The organism is Occallatibacter sp. (assembly GCF_036502485.1).
In the GTDB taxonomy this organism is placed as follows: domain Bacteria; phylum Acidobacteriota; class Terriglobia; order Terriglobales; family Acidobacteriaceae; genus Telmatobacter.
The window spans coordinates 1-18,509 of sequence record NZ_DASXYM010000105.1 but is presented as its reverse complement, the minus strand read 5'-3'; the positions used below and the strand labels follow the sequence as shown (position 1 = coordinate 18,509).

13 protein-coding genes and 1 pseudogene are annotated in these 18,509 nt (G+C 60.8%); 8 read left to right on the top strand and 6 right to left on the bottom strand.

Annotation, left to right across the window (positions count from 1 at the left end; all coding sequences use genetic code 11):
• The 7 genes and pseudogenes from VGL22_RS14390 to VGL22_RS14360 all read left to right on the top strand — a co-directional run.
• Nucleotides 1-1,316: pseudogene (locus VGL22_RS14390) on the top strand (phosphoesterase); the annotation flags it as partial.
• A 197-nt stretch (nt 1,317-1,513) separates the two neighbouring features.
• The gene (locus tag VGL22_RS14385; protein WP_465267628.1) at nt 1,514-2,416 is read left to right on the top strand and encodes an ABC transporter ATP-binding protein; all 903 of its coding nucleotides are present in this window, start codon (nt 1,514-1,516) and stop codon (nt 2,414-2,416) included.
• Nucleotides 2,409-3,653 carry an ABC transporter permease gene (locus VGL22_RS14380; protein WP_465267627.1) on the top strand — a complete coding sequence of 415 codons (1,245 nt, stop codon included), beginning with the start codon at nt 2,409-2,411 and terminating at the stop codon, nt 3,651-3,653. The genes VGL22_RS14385 and VGL22_RS14380 overlap by 8 nt, the downstream gene beginning before the upstream one ends.
• Nucleotides 3,654-3,681: 28 nt before the next feature.
• Nucleotides 3,682-4,377 (top strand): lysophospholipid acyltransferase family protein, encoded by a 696-nt coding sequence (locus VGL22_RS14375; protein WP_465267626.1) that lies wholly within the window; start codon nt 3,682-3,684, stop codon nt 4,375-4,377.
• Nucleotides 4,378-4,394: 17 nt separating this feature from the next.
• The gene (gene queA / locus VGL22_RS14370; protein WP_465267629.1) at nt 4,395-5,462 is read left to right on the top strand and encodes a tRNA preQ1(34) S-adenosylmethionine ribosyltransferase-isomerase QueA; all 1,068 of its coding nucleotides are present in this window, start codon (nt 4,395-4,397) and stop codon (nt 5,460-5,462) included.
• Nucleotides 5,463-5,563: 101 nt separating this feature from the next.
• Nucleotides 5,564-8,260 (top strand): DNA polymerase I, encoded by a 2,697-nt coding sequence (gene polA / locus VGL22_RS14365; protein WP_465267625.1) that lies wholly within the window; start codon nt 5,564-5,566, stop codon nt 8,258-8,260.
• Between the two features lie 51 nt (nt 8,261-8,311).
• Nucleotides 8,312-9,196, top strand: a complete 885-nt coding sequence (locus VGL22_RS14360) for an aldo/keto reductase (protein ID WP_465267624.1) — start codon at nt 8,312-8,314, stop codon at nt 9,194-9,196.
• 66 nt (nt 9,197-9,262) lie between these two features.
• Here the strand turns inward: VGL22_RS14360 and glmM are convergent, their stop codons facing one another.
• The 6 genes from glmM to VGL22_RS14330 all read right to left on the bottom strand — a co-directional run bounded on the left by glmM (nt 9,263) and on the right by VGL22_RS14330 (nt 17,531).
• Complete coding sequence (gene glmM, locus VGL22_RS14355) at nt 9,263-10,624, bottom strand: phosphoglucosamine mutase (RefSeq protein WP_465267623.1); 1,362 nt, start codon at nt 10,622-10,624, stop codon at nt 9,263-9,265.
• Nucleotides 10,621-11,958 carry an exodeoxyribonuclease VII large subunit gene (gene xseA / locus VGL22_RS14350; RefSeq protein WP_465267622.1) on the bottom strand — a complete coding sequence of 446 codons (1,338 nt, stop codon included), beginning with the start codon at nt 11,956-11,958 and terminating at the stop codon, nt 10,621-10,623. The genes glmM and xseA overlap by 4 nt, the downstream gene beginning before the upstream one ends.
• 169 nt (nt 11,959-12,127) lie before the next feature.
• Nucleotides 12,128-12,460, bottom strand: a complete 333-nt coding sequence (locus VGL22_RS14345; RefSeq protein WP_465267621.1) for an Hpt domain-containing protein — start codon at nt 12,458-12,460, stop codon at nt 12,128-12,130.
• A 7-nt stretch (nt 12,461-12,467) separates the two neighbouring features.
• Nucleotides 12,468-12,842 (bottom strand): response regulator, encoded by a 375-nt coding sequence (locus VGL22_RS14340; protein ID WP_465267620.1) that lies wholly within the window; start codon nt 12,840-12,842, stop codon nt 12,468-12,470.
• A 97-nt stretch (nt 12,843-12,939) separates the two neighbouring features.
• Entirely contained in the window at nt 12,940-16,389 is a 3,450-nt protein-coding gene (locus tag VGL22_RS14335) for a PAS domain S-box protein (protein WP_465267619.1), read from the bottom strand.
• A 257-nt stretch (nt 16,390-16,646) separates the two neighbouring features.
• Nucleotides 16,647-17,531 carry a p24 family protein gene (locus VGL22_RS14330; RefSeq protein ID WP_465267618.1) on the bottom strand — a complete coding sequence of 295 codons (885 nt, stop codon included), beginning with the start codon at nt 17,529-17,531 and terminating at the stop codon, nt 16,647-16,649.
• A gap of 193 nt (nt 17,532-17,724) precedes the next feature.
• Between VGL22_RS14330 and VGL22_RS14325 the strand changes: the two genes are divergently transcribed.
• A complete protein-coding gene (locus tag VGL22_RS14325; protein ID WP_465267617.1) occupies nt 17,725-18,456 on the top strand; it encodes a DUF502 domain-containing protein in 732 nt (243 codons plus the stop codon).
• The last annotated feature ends 53 nt before the right edge of the window (nt 18,457-18,509 follow it).

Below are 18,509 nucleotides of genomic sequence, written 5' to 3'. Positions count from 1 at the left end.
ACGGCAAGAGAGTGGGCAATGGCGATGCGAGCCTGACGATGTATGGCGCCTCGACGACGCCCAACCTGCACAAGCTGGCGTTGCAGTTCGGGGTGCTGGACAACTTCTTCGACTCGGGGGAGGTCTCGGGCGATGGGCATGTGTGGTCCAACGCCGCGATCGGAACCGATTATCTGGAGAAGACGTGGCAGCAGGCGTATCGGGGCAGCGAACGCACCTATGATTTCGAGGGCGCAGTCGCAAACGGCTATCCCCTGGCGCAGAAGATTGCCGACGTGAATGAGCCGGCCAGCGGTTATTTGTGGGGCGACCTGGCGGCGCATCACAAAACCTATTACCACTTCGGAGAATACATCTCCACGATTTTCTGCACGGACGAGGTTGCGGCGCATCCGCCTGTAAATCCGCAAGAAGGGCCGATGATGGCCGGCAAAGCGTGCGACCGGAAATCCATTGCGCCGGGCGAAGTCATTCCGGAGGAGTGGGGCGGTGGGACGAACAAATGGCCGTGGTCCATTCCGCGGATTGCCAGCAACACAGCTACAAAGCCGGAGCTGGTGGGGCACTTTGCGACAGAGGCTCCGGATTTTGAGCTGTCTGTGCCGGACCAGATACGAGTGGACATCTTTCTGCGGCATTTGAAGGGCTGGCTGACGGATCGCCAGCAGGGTCGCGATACCATGCCGAACTTTGTGATGCTGCGCCTGGGCAACGATCATACTGCGGGCACGCGGCCTGGTGGGCCAACTCCCAAGGCTTCGGTTGCGGATAATGATCTGGCAGTGGGACGCGCAGTAGAAGCCATCTCCCATTCGCCCTTCTGGGATGACACGGCTTTCTTCATTTTGGAAGACGATGCGCAGAACGGCGCCGACCATGTGGATGCGCACCGTAGCCTTGGACTTGTGGTGAGCAAATATGCGCCCCATGGGGTAGATGGTGCGGCTTTTGTGGACAGCCGCTTCTACTCGACCGTGAGCATGATTCGCACGATGGAGACGGTGCTGGGGCTGCCGCCGATGAACAACAACGACGCGCTCAGTTCGATGATTTCGTCCCTGTTTACTGGTCCCGGTGATCAGGTGGCGTTCGCGGCGGACGTCTCGAATCGTGACAACGGGCTGATCTATACCGCGAACAAGGGTAGTGCACCTGGAGCCCAGGAGAGCCTCAAAATGGATTTCCGCCATGCGGACCGGGCCGACACGCAGAAGCTGAACGTGATCCTGTGGAAGGATGCCATGGGCGATCGGCCGGTTCCTGGAATCCTGAAGGTGCGTGTGAAAAAGACGCAGAAGGCTGACGACGACGATTAGAGGGACGCCTGACGGACGCCGCGTGGGCAGACAGCCAAAGGTTCCGTTTCGGGCCCGCTTGGCGATTGGTTCCGGAACTTGTTCTGCATGTCTGGCGTATCTGCACCAGAGCAAATGAACGCCATGAGGCCTTTGCTACACTGCTCGACAGTACATCGCCTGGTGTGTGGACGCGCTCAGGGGAACCGCGGAGAATTATGCCTGTCGTCGAACTTGCAGGAGTGACCAAGGCTTACGAGAGCAAGATAGCAGTCAACAACCTGAGTTTTTCCATCGAACCTGGCCAGATGTTCGGATTGCTGGGTCCCAACGGCGCGGGCAAGACCAGTTCCATCCGCATGATGATGGGCATCACCATCCCCGACTCTGGAAGCGTGACTCTCTTCGATAAGCCGTTTGACCGTAAGAGCCTGGAGCGTGTGGGATACCTCCCGGAAGAGCGCGGGCTTTACAAGAAGATGAAGGTCATCGACCAGCTTGTGTTCTTTGGCGAGTTGCATGGACTTGCTCCGCAGGAAGCGAAGAAGCGGGCTGTGGATTGGGCCACGCGGCTGGAGATTGCGGACAGCCTGCAGAAAAAGACCGAAGAGCTGTCAAAGGGCATGCAGCAGAAGATACAGTTCATTGCATCGCTGCTGCACGATCCGGGGTTGATCGTGATGGATGAACCTTTCTCCGGCCTGGACCCGGTCAACGCTACGCTGCTGGAGCGCACGTTGCTGCAATTGAAAGATCAGGGGAAGGCCATTATCTTTTCAACTCACCGCATGGATCAGGTGGAGAAGCTCTGCGATTCCATCTGCCTCATCAACAGGGGCGCAGCGGTGCTCTCCGGCAAGGTGCGCGAAATCAAGTCGCGCTACGAGCGTAACCGAGTCATTGTGGAGTTTGAGGGCGATGCGTCGTTCCTGAAGAGCGCCGAAATCGCCCAAGCTAAAAACTTCTCAGGCCATGCCGAAATTCGCCTGGATCCGCGAGGGAACGCTCAGAAGCTGCTGCATGAGGCGGCAGCGGTGGCAACGATTCATCGCTTCGAAGTGGTGGAGCCGTCGCTTGAAGAAATCTTTATACAGGCCGTAGGAGGCAAAGCCGATGCGTAATCTTCTGCTGGTTGCCAAGCGCGAGTACCTGGAGCAGATCCGTGGGCGAGCTTTCAGGATCACGACGATTCTAGTACCGGCGCTTTTTGGCGTGTTAATCGGAGTCATGATCCTGGCAGGCCGCAGTGCCAGTGGCGCCAAGCACATCGTGATCGCTTCCAATGATGCGGCTCTTGCCGACGCCGTCCGAACGCAATTTCTCGCGCATGACCAATCAAAGTCGCAGATCGACGTTCTGGCGCCGGTAACACTTGCCGAGCGTCCCGGTCTTATCGATCAGGTGAAAGTGAAGTCGATCGATGGGTTCCTGTGGATCGATGCGCCGGTCGGGAAGAACCCCACTGCGATCTACGAATCGCAGACATCCGGTGATTTCATAACCAACGCGCGCCTGGGCTCATCTCTGAACCACGCGCTGGTGCGGCGGCGGCTGGCGGCTTCGGGAATTCAGTCTGAGAATGTCGACGACCTTCTCAAGGACGTGGACATCGATACGCGCACCGTGAACAAGCAGGGCAAAGAGGTGAAAAGCAATGCCATGAGCTCCTTCTGGAAGGGGTATGCCATGGCCATCCTGCTCTCGATGACCACCATGATTTACGGCATGAATGTGGCTCGTTCCATCATTCAGGAGAAGACCTCGCGGATCTTTGAAGTCATGCTGGCCACCGCTAAACCCAGCGACCTGCTCGCGGGGAAACTGATCGGCATAGGGGCCGTGGGCCTGACGCAGATAGGCATCTGGGTTGTGGCAGCCATCGCGATCGGCGGTTCGGTGGCCGCCACCATGCTATCGGGTCAAATGGACATGCACTTCTCCTGGGTGGAAGGAGTGTCGTTCCCGGCGTACTTCGTGCTGGGATATCTGCTCTATGCGTCGCTCTTCGCGGGACTGGCCGCATCCTGTGAAACCGAGCAGGAACTGCAGATGTATACGCCACTGGCCGCGCTGCCCATCTGGCTTAGCTTTGCGCTGATTGTGCTGGTGATGAACAATCCCAACTCGCTGCTGTCTGTGGCGGCTTCGCTGTTCCCGGCAACGGCTCCCATCATCATGATGCTGCGCATCGGCTCGGAAATACCGCCATTCTGGCAGTTCGCGGCCTCATTTGGAATTATGATTCTGAGCATCTGGGGAGTGCTGTGGGTTTCGTCAAGACTCTATCGAGTCGGCATTCTCATGTACGGTAAGCGCGCCACCCTGCCGGAACTAGTACGCTGGCTGCGCTACAGCTGACGGATGCGCAGGCCGCTAGAATCAAAGAGTGCCCGAGCAAGAGAGTCCCGACTTTACCCTAACGCAGCGCAGCGTGCTGGCTTTGGTGCCGCGCATTGTCTGGGCATTTCTCTGGATCGTCGGGTTCACCTGGCGCTTTGAGCTGATCGCTGAAGAGGGCTCGGAGCCCGTTCTTCCGGGGGCTGAGGTGCCGGCCCAGACTTACTGCTTCTGGCACCAATGCGTGTTGCCTTGCGCACTTTACTTCCGCTGGAGCCATGCGGTCATTCTCATCAGCCGGAGCTTTGACGGCGAGCTGATTACTCGGATTCTGCGACTGTTCGGCTTCGACGCTGTGCGGGGGTCGAGTTCGCGGGCCGGACGTGAAGGACTGCTGGGACTAAAGCGCGTGATCGAGAGAGGCGGCGCGGCGATTTTCACGGCTGACGGGCCGCGCGGCCCGATTTACCAGACCAAGATGGGGCCGATCAAGCTGGCGGAGCTTACAGGAACACCCATCGGCGTGTTTCATCTGCAGCCCGAGCGCGCCTGGATGGTGAAGTCCTGGGATCGCTTCCTCGTCCCCAAGCCATTCACGCGCATCGTAGTGAGTTGGTCCAAGGGGATCGCGGTTCCGCAGGTATTTGCCAGCGAGGACTTAGAACCCTTACGCCAGCAGCTCAACGCAGCCCTCGAACGGGCGCGCATGCGAGCGCTTCAACACTTCGGGCAGGTTCAACTATGAGCGAATCTGATCACGATATGCTGGTTAGCGATTTCGATTATCATCTGCCAGAAGAACTGATTGCGCAGGAGCCGCCGACGGAGCGGGGCGCGAGCCGCATGCTGATAATGAATCGCGCGACCGGCTCGTTGCAGGACTCGATGTTCACCGCACTGCCAGCGCTGCTGCGGTCCGGCGATCTCCTCGTGCTCAACGACAGCCGGGTCATTCCTGCGCGCCTATACGCACGTCGAACGCTTCGTCGCGAGAGGGAGAAGCCCACCGGACGGATTGAGGTGATGCTGACGGAACAAGCGGGCCAGAATAGGTGGCACGCGCTGGTTCGGCCTGGGCGCAAGGTGGCAATCGGAGAGATTCTTGTATTCGCGAATTCGAACGGCGGAATCGAGCTTAGGGCCGAGGTGGTGGAGCGCGGACCGTTCGGCGATCGAGTTCTCCAGTTTCAGCCAGTGGACGACTTCTACGCTGCGCTCGATCGCATCGGCCACATTCCATTGCCGCCGTACATTCACCGCGACGATGCCGCAGCTGATCGGGAGCGCTATCAGACGGTCTATTCGCGGGAACTCGGCTCTGTGGCTGCGCCAACTGCCGGCCTGCACTTTACGCCTCAGATTCTGGAAGCGCTTTCTGCGCGGGGTATTGAGGTTGCCCGCATCACATTGCACGTGGGCCTGGGTACGTTTGCGCCTCTGCGCGTGGATCGGGTGGACGAAGTGCGGCTGCATCAGGAGCGATATACGATTTCAGTTGAGACGGCTGGGGCAATCTATCGCGCCGTTGCTGAAGGGCGGCGAGTCATCGCGGTAGGCACTACGGTGGTGCGCACGCTCGAGCACTGCGCCCGGGAAGCCGGCGGCGGGTCACTGCAGCCGCATGAAGGCGCAACGGATATTTTTATCTCGCCGGGATTCAAGTTCCGCCTCGTCGAGGCACTCCTCACCAATTTCCACCTGCCCCAATCAAGCCTGCTGATGCTGGTGAGCGCCTTTGCGGGGCGCGAACACGCCTTGAAGGCGTACGAACACGCCGTTGAAAACCGATATCGGTTCTTCAGCTATGGCGACTGCATGTTCATCGCGTAAACTCGCTGGAGCTAGCCGAGTGGGGGGCGTCAATCTGCGACCGGCCTGATTCCTGATCGCTCTTTCCTGGTCCCAGTGCCTGGCTTGATAGACTTTGATCCGTGCCCGACCAAGCAAAGTCTCCCGTCTTCCTCCTTGATGCAATGGGTTTCATCTTCCGCGCGTACCACGCGATGCAGCGGTCGCGGCCTATGTCCACGCGCTCCGGCCTGCCGACTGCGGCGATTTACGTCTTTGTGAACATGATTCGAAAGCTTCGCGAGGACTTCTCTCCGCATTATTTTGCCGCCGTGTTCGACGTGAGCGGCAAAGTTTTCCGCGACGATCGGGCGAAGGAGATCGGGTCACTGCGCAAATGGAACTCGAAGACGCAGTGCTTTGAAGAGGTGGGCTATGAGGGCTACAAGGCGAAGCGTGAAGCGATGCCTGAAGATCTTGTGCGGCAGGTTCCTTACATCCGCCGGGCGCTCGAGGTGTTCCGCATCCCCATTCTCGAGGCCGAGGGATTCGAGGCTGACGACGTGATCGGCACCCTGTCCTGCCGCGCCTCCGAGCAGGGGCACGATATCTTCATCGTCTCTGGTGATAAAGACATGATGCAGCTTGTCAACGATCGCGTGAAGGTGCTGAACCCGCAGAAGGACAACCTCATCCTCGACGTCGCCAAGGTGGAAGAAGTGCTTGGAGTGCCGCCGTCGAAGGTGATCGACGTGATGGCGCTACGCGGAGACTCGATAGATAACATCCCGGGCGCACCGGGCATTGGCGACAAAGGCAGTGTTGATCTGATTAAGGAGTTCGGCAGCCTTGAGGCTGTGCTGGATCGCGCGGAAGAGGTGAAGCGAAAGACATATCGCGAGTCCCTGCAGCATAATCGCGATGCGGTTCTGCTGTCGAAGGAACTGGTCACCATCGATTGCAATGTGCCACTCCAACTCGATCTCACGGCCATGGAGACGCAGTTGCCCGATGTCGAGGGGTGTCGGGAACTCTTCACAGAACTTGAATTCACTTCGTGGCTCAAGGAACTCGCGCCGTCGGAGACAGCGGTGAAATTCGAACTCATCGAGTTTCCGACCCCCGAACAGCGGGGGACGTTTGTGGCAGCAGCGCGCAGCAACGGATTTGCGTTTGCGCTGAATGCGGCACAGCCCGCGGCGGTTCCCGAATCCGAGGACGAGGCGGGAGCACCGATGATGATGTCCCTGCTTGATCTGACGGAAGTCGCGGAGAAGGGGGCCGACTGCAACATCGGTGTGTGCGGTGAAATAGGGGTTGCGCTATCGCTTTCGCTCGACGATGAGCTTCGCGGGCTGTTTGAGGATGCCGGGGTGCCAAAGCGCGTGCACGACTGCAAAGCCGCCATGCACGCACTGCGCGCGCAGAGCGTCAAATTGCGAGGCGAAATAGACGATGTGATGCTGCTGTCCTACGCGCTGAACTCTACGCACAGCACGCAGTCGCTCGCCGACGTCGCTGCGCGCCACGGACACGCGCCGCCAGCCTCGCTCACCTCTGCCGCGGCGATTGTGAATTCGCTTGTCCCTACGCTGCGCAAACATGCCGAGGAGTCTGAGGTCACGAGCGTTTACACCAGCATCGATCTTCCACTTGCGCCTGTGCTCTATCGCATGGAAGAAGCCGGGGTGCGGATCGACAAGGCCGTGCTGAACGAGCTTTCGACGCGTTTTGGCGCAGAGATTGAGCGGCTCGGAGAACGTATCTACGAGCTGGCAGGCCAGCGCTTCAATATCAATTCTCCCAAGCAGCTTGGTGTGGTTCTTTTTACGCATATGGGCCTGCCCGCACCGGTCAAGTACGGAAAGGGCAAGACCATCTCCACCGCGCAGGATGTGCTTGAATCCCTTGCCGAGAAGCATGAAGTGCCGCGGCTGGTGCTTGAGTATCGCCACGTGTCCAAGCTGAAGTCGACGTACATCGACCAACTGCCGCTGCTTGCCGACGCTGATTCCCGGGTACATACAACGTTCCAGGCCGCGGCGACGGCCACGGGGCGTCTCTCCTCCGTCAATCCCAACCTGCAGAACATTCCGATTCGTACTGAACTTGGCCGCGAGATTCGTGCGGCGTTCACTGCAGCGCCGGGCACAGAGCTTCTTTCCGCTGACTACTCGCAGATTGAGCTGCGGCTGCTGGCGCACTTCAGCAACGATCCGCTGCTGGTACGCGCGTATCAGACCGACGAAGACATCCATACGCTCACGGCCAGTGAGGTGTTCGGCGTCCCGGTGGAATCGATGGACAAGGAAACGCGCTCCCGTGCCAAGGCTGTCAACTTCGGGATCGTGTACGGTATTTCGCCGTTCGGGCTTGCAACGCAACTCGGCATTCCGCAGAGTGAAGCACGCGCGTATATTGATCGCTACTTCGCGCGCTACCAGGGCGTGCAGGCGTTCATTGAGAAGACACTTGCGGAAACACGAAGCACGGGCAGCGTTCGTACTCTCTTCGGGAGGCTGCGTCCCATCCCCGACATTACAAGCCGCAACCCCAACCAGCGCGGATTTGCAGAGCGCACGGCCGTTAACACGCCGTTGCAGGGCACTGCAGCCGATCTCATCAAGTTGGCGATGATAGCGCTCGACCGTAAGCTCTCAAAGCGCAAGCTGAAGACACGAATGGTGCTGCAAGTGCACGATGAATTGCTCTTCGAAGTGCCGGACGATGAGAGGAACGAAGTGGATGAGCTCGTCCGCACAGAGATGGAGGGCGTCGTCAAGCTGAATGTACCTTTGGTCGCCGATCTTGGCTATGGACCGAACTGGCGCGACCTCTGATTCTGCATCTGACTTTCAAGCCGCTGTGACGGGCGATCCAAGGAGACTCTCATGAGTGCTTTGCAACTCAACGCTGCCGCAGCCGGTGCTTTCACGCTGGGGGGAGACCTCAATGTGAATCGGCTGGGTTACGGCGCCATGCGCATTGTGGGTAAGGGCGTGTGGGGACCGTCGGAAGACAAGCCTGCAGCGCTGGCTACGCTGCGGCGGGCTGTGGAACTGGGTGTGAACCTGATCGATACCGCGGATTCCTACGGGCCGCACGTGTCTGAGGAACTGATCGCCGAAGCGCTGCACCCGTATCCTGCCGGGCTTGTGATCGCGACCAAGGCCGGGTGGGAGCGTGTGGGTCCCGGACAGTGGATTCACAACGCCAGCCCTGCGCATCTGACGAAGGCCCTGGAGGGCAGCCTCAAGCGGCTGCGTCTGGATCGAATCGACGTTTTCCAACTCCATATACCGGATCCGGCGGTGTCTTTTGATGCGTCGATGGAATGTCTGGCGCAGCATCGTGAAGCGGGCAAAATCCGGCATGTGGGGCTGTCGAATGTGGCGCTTGAATATGTTGAGCGCGCGCGCCGGCTTGTGCCCATTGTGAGTGTGCAGAACCGCTACAGCTTTGCTGATCGGGAGTGGGATTTTGTGGTGGATTACTGTGCGCGGCACGACATCGGTTTCATGCCGTGGGCACCGCTGGGGCAGGTGCGCCTTGCGAGCGAGGCGCTCGACAGGGCAGCGCGCCAGCTCAACGCTACGCGCATGCAGGTGGGCCTGGCATGGCTGCTAAAGCGAGCCAAGAACATATTGCCCATTCCGGGTACGTCGAACGTCGGGCATCTGGAAGAGAATGTCGCGGCGGCGGCGCTGCAATTACCGGATGACACCTTTGATGAGCTTTCTGCTATGAGTTCGCCGCATGCGGTGCTGCGCGGATAGAAGCGGCACGACGATCGCGTGCCCATCCGGTCATCTGATTTTGACGACCGGATGGCAGAGCGCGAGCTAAACTCCCAATTCTTCGCGTATTGCGTCCGCGATTGCGTCGGCGTGGCGCCGCATCGCGCTTTCGTCCTCGGCTTCGATCATGACGCGCGCCAGCGCTTCTGTCCCCGAGTAGCGGATAACTACGCGGCCCGTATCTTTCAGCTCGGCCTCGGCCGCCTTGATGAGGGCGGCCACGACGGGAATGGAATTGAGCGGCTTTTTCTCGCGCACCTTCACGTTCACAATCACCTGGGGAAAGACCTTTAGATCCGCGGTGAGATCATCAATGCCTTTGCCCGACCGTGCGATGAGATCAAGGACCACAAGCGCGGTGAGCAGGCCATCGCCGGTTGTGGCGAGGTGAGGGAACAAGATGTGGCCGGACTGCTCCCCGCCCAGTGCCGCGTTATGGTTCTGCATCATTTCCAGAACGTAGCGGTCGCCGACGGGTGCGCGCATCATAGCGACGCCGGAGCGTTTTAGCGCCGCTTCAAGGCCCATGTTTGACATCGTGGTTGCGACGACCGTGTCTCCGCTCAGCAGGCCCCGTGCCTTGAGATCCCGTGCTGCCATGAGCAGAATCGCATCGCCATTTAGGACGTTTCCACGCGGGCCCGCGAGCATGCAGCGGTCCGCATCGCCGTCGAACGTCACGCCCGCGTCCGCGCCCCGCGACTGCACGTCGTTTGCTACCCATTCCGGATGTAGCGCACCGCAGCCGTCGTTGATGTTGCGGCCGTCAGGCGAAATGTTGAGCAGCGTCAGCTCGCCGCCTAGCCGGTGAAACAGCTCGGGAGCCACAGAAGTTGCGGCGCCATTGGCACAATCGGCGACGATCTTCAGGCGGTCGAGCCGCAGCCCCGGCACGCAATTCAACAAAAACTCGATGTAGTCTTGCTGCAACGCCTCGTTATCGACGATTTGCGGCAGTGTCGTGGGATCGGGTGCGGTGGCGATGTTGGCGTGCCGTAGGATCTCGTCTTCCATTGCCAGTTCTTCGGAATCCGGCAGCTTGTAGCCGTCCGAGCCGAAAAGCTTAATTCCGTTGTCGCGCCAGGGATTGTGCGACGCCGAAATGACGACGCCCGCCGCGTATCCGTGCGTCCGCGCCAGAAATGCGACAGCCGGAGTGGTGATGACTCCGGCGCTGTCGACGGCCACCCCGGCTTCCCGCAGGCCGGCTGCAAGCACTGCGGCGATCCATGGACTCGATTCGCGCGTGTCGCGTCCGAGAATCACACGTCGGTCGGCCGTAGTCCGCGCTACTGAATGGCCCAGCGCCAAGCCTGTCGCGAAGATTGTTCGTGCATCCAGCGGCGCTTCGCCGGCAATGCCGCGGATTCCATCCGTACCAAACAGCTTTCGTGCGTTCGTCGTCATAAATTCGATATCCCGTTGGTGTCCTTTGATGTGGCGGATTCGACATGGCTCGTAAATGCGCCGTCGCTAAGGCGCGTGGTCAAAGCTTTACCGGGTTGTAGCTGGCTTATGGATCGTACCAGCTCCCCATTCTGATCGAGCACCAGTGCGAATCCACGATCGAGCACAGCAAGTGGCGAGAGTGAACGAAGGCGCGCCTCTAATGCCTGCGCCCGTGCTCGTTGCCCATCCAGGGCTCGACGCATGGCGTGTTGCAGGCGGGTTGCCCCAGCGGCGACGTGCTGTCGTGCATGCGCGAGCCGCTGGCGCGGATCGTGGCGCAACACACTCGCGCTCAGCTCTGCTATGTGATGCTGGTGCTCCCGTATTTGCAAGTTCAGGTTCGCTTGCATGCGCAGGTTGGTGTCATCGAGTCGCTGCTCCTGACGATGCAGCGTCGTCATCATGCGCGATTCCGCGCGGCTCACCGGAATGCGGGTCAACTTCTGGCGCGCCTGCAGCAATTGAAAATGCGCGGCACGATCGAGGCGCGCACTCAATCGTGCCACGTGCTCCGCGACGCGATGCTGCGCCTCGGTGATCAGCTCGGCCGCGGCCGAAGGAGTGGGTGCGCGGAGGTCGGCGACGAAATCGGCAATCGTGAAATCTGTTTCGTGGCCCACGGCGGAAACGACGGGTAGCCTTGATGCGGCAATGGCGCGGGCCACACGTTCACTGTTGAAAGCAGCCAGATCTTCGAGCGAGCCGCCGCCGCGGGCGACAACGATGACGTCGACAATGCCGGATTCGTCGAGGCATTGGATGGCGGAGACGATCTCGGCGGCCGCGGCCTCTCCCTGCACGGATGCCGCGCAAAGCAGTACGTTCAAGCCAGAGTGCCGCCGGGTGACGATATTGAGGAAGTCGCGGATCACCGCGCCACTGGGCGACGTCACGATGCCAACGGTACGGGGGAAGGACGGCAGCGGCCGCTTGCGTTCGGTGTCGAAGAGACCTTCTAGCTTGAGCCGGTCTTTCAGTTGCTCGAATGCGAGTTGCAGGGACCCGGCGCCCACGGGTTCCATGGCCTCGCCTACAAGCTGCATCTGGCCGCGCTGGTCGTAGATGCTGACGCGGCCGCGCACCAAGACATGCAAGCCGTCTTCAGGGCGGAAGCGGAGCAGCAGCGCCTGGCGGCGGAAGAGCACTACCGGAAGCTGCGCGTCCGCATCCTTCAAAGTGAAGTAGATGTGACCGGACGGTGCGGCGCGGAAATTCGAGATCTCGCCCTCTACCCAGACGTCGCCATACTGCTCCTCGATGAGCTCGCGAATGCGCACGACGAGCTCGCGCACAGGCCATGTGCGGCGCACCGGGACCGCGGCTTCAAAGCTGAACCCGAGTTGCGACATGTCCTGCGGTTGCCGATTCATCCTTACAAAGTGTAAAGGCTGACATTGTGTGGGTCTCAGGAGGAGGGATTTCCGGGCCGGGTGAAGACGAGCAAGGTGGTTTGCCGGTAGTTCAACTGTGAGACTGGATGGTCGTCATGAGTGTTTTCGCTATGGCACTTAGACGCACCACGGCGGTCTGGGCGATTGCCGCTTCGTTGGCGTAAATCTGTTCTGCTTCGCGCGCGAGCTCGGTGCCGGTGATTAGCCCGAAGGTTCCCAGCACACCGGCCAGCTTGTGGGCTGCGGCTGCGGCTTCTTGTCTCTGTTCGCCCGAGAGCACTCCGGCCTGCAATGCGTGGTTGGCAGCCTCCAGGGCGGCCACACGTTCCTGCATCTGAGGAAGAAACCTTACCCACAGGAGCTTCAGGGCCTCAGCGAGCGCGGGCTGACCCGTGGTTCCCATGTTCTGGCTAGGCCCACCCCAGCACGCCGGCGATCTGCGAGGGTAGCGTGAGTGGATCAAAGGGCTTGAAGAGCACGGCCTGGACACCGAGGTCGGCAAACCGGCGCTTGTCGTTGCTTTGCACCTTGGCGGTGAGCAGAAGGACAGGGATTTCTGCGGTGAGGGGATTTTTGCGCAGTTCGCGGAAGGTGGAGGGCCCGTCCATCCCGGGCATCATCACATCCAGCAGGATTGCGTCGGGGTGGTATTCGGCTGCGCGAAGCAGGCCTTGCGCTCCGGAACTGGCTACGGCTACATCCCAGCCGGCCACTGTCTCCAGGCTTAACGCCGCGACTTCGCGGATATCGTCCTCGTCGTCGATGATCAGAATGCGATGCGCCATCTGTTTCCAACTCCCACTCCCCGTTTATCGGCCGAACAGCGGCAAACAAACACTTCCGCGCAACGGATCACGGGGAAATGGGCACAGCCGCGGAGCTTTACGGAACCCGGTTGGCCGACACGATGGGGGATTCTTCCTCCATCAGACGCGAATTGTGCAGCAACGTCAAGACCAGAGCTTCAAGCTGTTGCGGCTGAACGCGCGCTTTGGTCAGGAAATGAGTGGGCCCGAGCTTGAGTTGGCCACGTTCTTCGGGCCCGAGATCGCGCCCGGAGTAGACCACCAGTGGCATGTGGGCCAGTTCTTGCCGCTGTCGCAGCCCGTCCACGACGTTGAATCCATCGCCATCGGGGAGGCCGATATCCAGAACCATCAGATGCGGCTGGAACCGGAAGCATTCGTCGAGCGCGCCCTGCCGCGTGGATGCTACCCGTACTTCGATCATGTCCCGGGAAAACACGGCGGCAATCACGCGCGCCAGGTCGGCGTCGTCTTCGACGATCAGGATGCGGACCTTTTCGCCGGGGCCGCAGAGCACGCGGGCCAGCTCTGCCAGCAAGGCATCTTCTTCTATCGGCTTGGTTAATACACCCTCAGCCTCGGCTGGAAGCTCAGCTCGGCTCTGGGTAGAGAGGCTTAACAGCACGATGGGAACGCGCCGCCTCGGGTCGCCCTGCCGCAACAGGGGGAGGATTTCCCAGCCATTCATCCCGTCCAGGGAGGTATCGACCAGGACGGCTTCCACGCCGTCACGCGCGCAGGCAACGGTCTGCTCTACCGTGGTGGATTCCAGCACGCGATAGCCATGCCTCGCGAGTTGCTCAGCAATGACAGGGCGGGTTAACCGGTTTGAATCCGCCACCAGCACGGTTCCGTGCTCCACAGGTGCAATCACCTGCGAACCCGGCAGAGTCTCCGGCCGGTAGGGCAGGAAGACGCGGAACGTGGATCCCCGCACCGGGTTGCGCTCAGCCCAGATGCGGCCGGAGTGCTGCTGAACGATGGTGCGGCAGATGGCCAGGCCCAGTCCGCTGCCGCCCTTCTGACGCGAGTCCGAGGCGTCCACCTGCTGGAAGCGGCCGAAGATGGCCTCCAGCTTGTCCGCGGGAATCCCCCGACCCTGGTCGATGACGGACAGGGTTATGCCGGCAGCGCTGGGGCGTGTCATCACCGACACGCTGGAATTGGGGGGGGAGAACTTCACTGCGTTGGACAGCAGATTGGTCAGCACCTGTAGCAGTCGGTCGGCGTCACCGGAGATTTCAGCTTGCGTGGTGTCATGCAGCAGTTGCACGCCGGCGGCCTCTGCTACGGGCTGCATGCCGTCGATTGCCTGCCGGACCACGTCGCTCAGTTGCATGGGGCGGAAGGTGATGGGTTCTTTCCCGCTTTGGATCCGCTCGAGGTCGAGGATGTCGTTGATGAGACGGACCAGACGGTCTGAATTTGTTACGGCAATCCGCAGCAGATTGGCGGCCTTGTCGTTGATGGTTCCCAAGATGCCGGACGAGAGCAGGCCCAAGGCGCCACGGATGGAGGTGAGCGGAGTGCGCAGTTCGTGGCTGACTGTGGAGATGAATTCATCTTTCAGCCTGTCGAGGGCGTAGCGTTGGCTGATGTCGCGGAAGCTCATCACCGAGCCGGAGAAGCGCCCTTGGTCCATGATGGGTGTGAAGAAATACTCGGCAGGGAAGGAGGTGCCGTTGACGCGGAAGATCGAGTCCTCGCCGGCCGATGTAGCCTGCCGCTCGGCGGCGCGAAGCAGCTGGCAATCTGCGCCGCATTTGCGTTCTTCCGGTGCAGCTCCATGGAGTAGATCGTGAATCGATTTGCCGGTGAGCCGCGATACCGGCGAGGCGAGCAGGCGGGCGGCAGCCGGATTCACGAAGCTCACGTTCCCGTGACGATCGATGCCGCAGATGCCGTCGGCCACGGAATCGAGCAGAATCTCCTGCTGGCGTGAGAGTTCCTCGGCGCGGCCGCGTTCCTGGGAACGCGCCAGCATCTGCCCCAGCGAGGAGGCCACTGTCTCCACCGCCGCCAGCGCCTCGGGATCTTCACGCAGGCGCAGGTGGCAGTAGAACTCCAGCACGGCGAGGGTTTTATTGCCAACCCTGACGGGAACTGCCCAGCCTGAAACCATCTGGTGCTGCAGTGCCAGGCTGGTTCGATGCCCGTGGCGCGTGATGGCCAGGTCGGAGATCCATACCGGCCGCCCATCCTGCCAGGCGCGCCCGGGAAGGTCGTCGCCGGAATGAATCCTGTAACCAGCGCTGTCCTGGATGATGCTCTCGGCATTGGGGCCGGCGGCTCCCCAGCCGGTTGCGAACTCCAGCCGGTTTTCTTCGTGGTTCACCTGCCACTTGACCGCGACATCCCATCCCTGTGAGATACACACGGCCTCGAGGATGCGCATGGCAGCGATTTCCGGTGAAGCGTTTTCTCCCACGATCTGACTGACGACCAATTGCAGGGCGAGGCGGTGTTCGCGCTGTCTCTGCTGGGTCACATCGCGGAGGAGGCAACGGACTGCGACGGCGTGCCCGGCCTTCTGCCGCTGGCTCAGGCTCAATTCGAATTCCAGTACGCGGCCGTCGGCTGTATGGTTGCGCAGCGGAGCGCGATCAATGGCGTCGCCCTGCAGAGAACGATGGAACAGGCCGGCAACCTCTTCGCGGCTGTCGGGCCCGAACAACTCCACAAACGAGTTGAGCGCCATCAGGCCGGAGTGGGTGAGGCCGAACGAGCGTCTCCACGCGGGATTGGCATAGAGGAACTTCCCGTCGGGACTGAGGGTGGCGATCATCTCAGTGGAGTTTTCAAAGAGATCTCGGTAGCGCTCCTGAGACTCGCGCGCCGCCTGCTCCTGGCGCAAGGTGCCGGCCTGGTCCAGCGCCACCACCACCAGGCCTTTCATAAGCCCCTGTTCATCCCGGAGGGCGGAGAGGTGCAGGGTGACGGGGAGCAGGGTTTCATCTTTGCGCCGGAACTGTGTCTCGAAGCTTGGCACCTGGCTGGGAGGCATATGCCGGACCGTTTCCATCAGCACCTGGAGCCGTTGCTCGCGAGAGAGGTCAGGGTTTGGCTCCGTGCCGTTGAGACGCTGCAACTCGGCGATCAGCCGCGGCCCCTCGCCCTCCCCCAGAATGTCGGCAGTTCTGCCGGTTCCGACCAGCTCCGCCGCGTAGTAGCCGAGCATGCGTTCGGCCGATGGATTCATGTGGGTGATGGCGCCGTCCATGCTGATGGCGATGACCATGGGGCCGGCGGAGTCGAGGATGTCTTTTAGCGGGGATTCCTTCGCTTGCGGGGCGCGGGTGGCTGATGGCCAGACCGTCCAGGCCAATAGAACAGCGCCCGCGAGGACGGTGAGAATGATGGAGCCGAGAGTGCCGAAGGGTTCGGCGAGAAAGCGGGCTCCGATGGCCAGAACGAGCAGGACGAGCACGACGAGCGAGATTCTCCTGCCGCCCGACGGTGGAAGCGCTTTCACCGTGTGCGCAGATGGAGTGAGCCTGTGCGTCTCTCCCATCCTCAGGTCCCGCATGTCCCTCCTTGAAGGCTCCGGGGAGTTGGACCTTAGCCTTGATTACGCGGCCTAGTCCTCCGCCCTGTGGGTGCGGGTAAACCTGGCCCTGGCATTTGCCCCTGCGGAATTGTTCCAGCCGCTCCCCGTGCGGAAATCCCCGGCTTGTGCCGCGGCCGATCCGCTCGCGCTGAAACTTCCATCAAAGCATCGCAACCATACAAGTTCTTTACTGCAAACAACGTACCCGCACGCACGCTGTTTTGGCAGCTTTGAATTTACGGCAGTACCCGTTTGATATACAGATACAGCCACAGGTTTATTCCAATAGAGATGAGGAGCAGGACCGTAACTCCGAGGGCGATCCGGCTCACTTTGCTGCCCATTGACTTGAGGTCCTCAATGAGTTCCTGCTGTTCGAGGGTATTGCGGTCCGTGGCTTCACGGACCATTTCGAGCTGATCTTCCACGCGCTTCAGCGTGGTGGTCTGTTCCTGAACGGAGGTGCGGAGACCGATGTGCTGCATCTGGATCTCGGCGAGCTGATTGTGCACCGGGGTCAGGTCGACCGGTTCGGCGGGTGGATGCGGCCGCTGCGCCAGGAGGTTCGTCACGGCACCGGCCACGTTTCCCTCGATGAGGGGCAGGAGGCGCGCAACAAATGGCGCGGCCTGCTTCAACAGTCCCATCGCGCGCTGCATGGCTGATGCTTCCTCCGGGGTGGGCGCCGGCTCTGCGCTGCCTGAGTTGACGGAGAGCGCGCGTCCGGGAGGGACAGGGCGATGCGCGTGGGACTCGTGGGTGCTGGTTCCCGTGCCGTTGGCGGAGCCGGGCAGGGGATTTCCGGAAAGCGGCGTGCCGGCGAGGCGGCCGCCGAGACGCGGTGCGGGTTCGCGGCTGAGTGGCTCCCGAGTCAGAGGCTCGCGGATCTGAGTTTCGCGGCTGAAGGCCTCTCGACTCATGTCCTGATCCATTTCGCGTGCTGCAGGCTCGCGGTGAAAGCTATCGCGCAGGAGCAAGTCCTGTGGCGGGGTTTCGCGGAGGGTGTCGCGGAGCATGGTCTCACGGTGCGCATCCATTGGGCCGCCGACATCCTCGTGCACAGTGTTCGCATGATAGCTGTCGGAAAGATATACCTCTTCCCGAAACTCCGGCTTCGCCATTCCATGTCCTTTCCCAATAACTATATAAGGGAATCAAGGTTTGGCAAACGATTTGCGGTGCTGCGCGCCTGGTGCTTTTTGCGGCGGATTCCCGTCAGCGGGCCGGAACACGGATCCGGGAACAGCCGCAGTTCAGATTCGGGGCATCCGAATCAACCAGGCCCGCGCAACCGGCAGCAAGGGAGAAGCTCTTTTGAATCCAGTACTTCACCGTACCGCGCACGACTTCAAACGCAACATTCTGGCGGGAATCATTACGGCCGGTCCGCTGTTCATCACGTGGCTGGTGTTCTCGTTTGTGGTGGGCGTATTGGCCAAGGTAGGACTGCCGTTTGTGCATGTGCTGGCGGAAGTCTTTCCGGGCACCATCTTCGCTTCGACGCCGTTTCAGTACACGCTGGCTGTACTGCTGACGGTGGTTCTGTTCTACCTGGTGGGCAAGATCACCTCAGAGGTGGTGGGCCGGCAGTTGTTCGAGCTTTTTGAGGCGACGCTGGAGCGTCTGCCGGTGGTGAACAAGATTTACACGTCGGTTCGTCAGGCGATGGACACGCTGATGAACAAGAAGAACTCCGGCCAGCGGGTGGTGCTGATCGACTTTCCGAGTCCTGGGCAGAAGTCGATCGGGTTTTTGACCCATATGCTTGCGGACGCCACGACAGGGATGCCGATTGCGGCGGTGCTGGTGCCGCAGGCGATCAATCCTTCGTCATCGTATTTGCAGTTTGTGCCGCTGTCGGCAGTAACGGAGACCGAACTCACGATGGAGCAGGCCATGAGCATGTTGCTGACGGGCGGGGCGGTGTGCCCGGAGGTGATTCACTACTCGGCGCCGGCGCCTGCGGCGGTGAAGGGTGCGGGAAGTTCGCTGGCGGTGGCTGTCGAAAGCAGGCAGGCGGGGAAGGACGAGGTTATCAATCAGTAAATCAATCAGTAAAGTAGTCTCAGAAGCGTATTTCGAACTCTTTGGTAACCTAG

What these genes read in the sequence shown, in the direction of transcription:
- VGL22_RS14385 (WP_465267628.1), top strand. Translation starts at nt 1,514, where the DNA reads ATGCCTGTCGTCGAACTTGCAGGAGTGACCAAGGCTTACGAGAGCAAG.
- VGL22_RS14380 (WP_465267627.1), top strand. Translation starts at nt 2,409, where the DNA reads ATGCGTAATCTTCTGCTGGTTGCCAAGCGCGAGTACCTGGAGCAGATC.
- queA (WP_465267629.1), top strand. Translation starts at nt 4,395, where the DNA reads ATGCTGGTTAGCGATTTCGATTATCATCTGCCAGAAGAACTGATTGCG.
- VGL22_RS14360 (WP_465267624.1), top strand. Translation starts at nt 8,312, where the DNA reads ATGAGTGCTTTGCAACTCAACGCTGCCGCAGCCGGTGCTTTCACGCTG.
- glmM (WP_465267623.1), bottom strand. Translation starts at nt 10,624, where the DNA reads ATGACGACGAACGCACGAAAGCTGTTTGGTACGGATGGAATCCGCGGC.
- VGL22_RS14345 (WP_465267621.1), bottom strand. Translation starts at nt 12,460, where the DNA reads ATGGGAACCACGGGTCAGCCCGCGCTCGCTGAGGCCCTGAAGCTCCTG.
- VGL22_RS14340 (WP_465267620.1), bottom strand. Translation starts at nt 12,842, where the DNA reads ATGGCGCATCGCATTCTGATCATCGACGACGAGGACGATATCCGCGAA.
- VGL22_RS14335 (WP_465267619.1), bottom strand. Translation starts at nt 16,389, where the DNA reads ATGCGGGACCTGAGGATGGGAGAGACGCACAGGCTCACTCCATCTGCG.
- VGL22_RS14330 (WP_465267618.1), bottom strand. Translation starts at nt 17,531, where the DNA reads ATGGCGAAGCCGGAGTTTCGGGAAGAGGTATATCTTTCCGACAGCTAT.